The 271-nt window shown below is 44.6% G+C and carries 1 rRNA gene; it reads right to left on the reverse strand.

The features are described 5' to 3' along the window. Positions 1-179: 179 nt before the first annotated feature. Positions 180-271 (reverse strand): 16S ribosomal RNA (locus LI288_RS14845); the annotation flags it as partial.

Raw genomic sequence — 271 nt, forward strand, 5'->3', positions numbered from 1 at the left:
AAAAAGTAATGTGTGTGGAAAGCTTGCTTTCCTAAACATATTGCTTTTTGTATGTATAAGCGACGCAGTCGCGACCGAGAAGCTTCGCTTCGAGGCACACTTACGAACGCACATACTCATTTCTTTGTTATCTTATTGATAACACAACAGTAAAACAACCCCTACTTTTTCTTCCTTAGAAAGGAGGTGATCCAGCCGCACCTTCCGATACGGCTACCTTGTTACGACTTCACCCCAGTTATCAGACCTGCCTTCGGCGGCTCCTTCTTTC

Source organism: Lachnospira pectinoschiza, assembly GCF_020564355.1.
GTDB classification, from domain to species: domain Bacteria; phylum Bacillota; class Clostridia; order Lachnospirales; family Lachnospiraceae; genus Lachnospira; species Lachnospira intestinalis.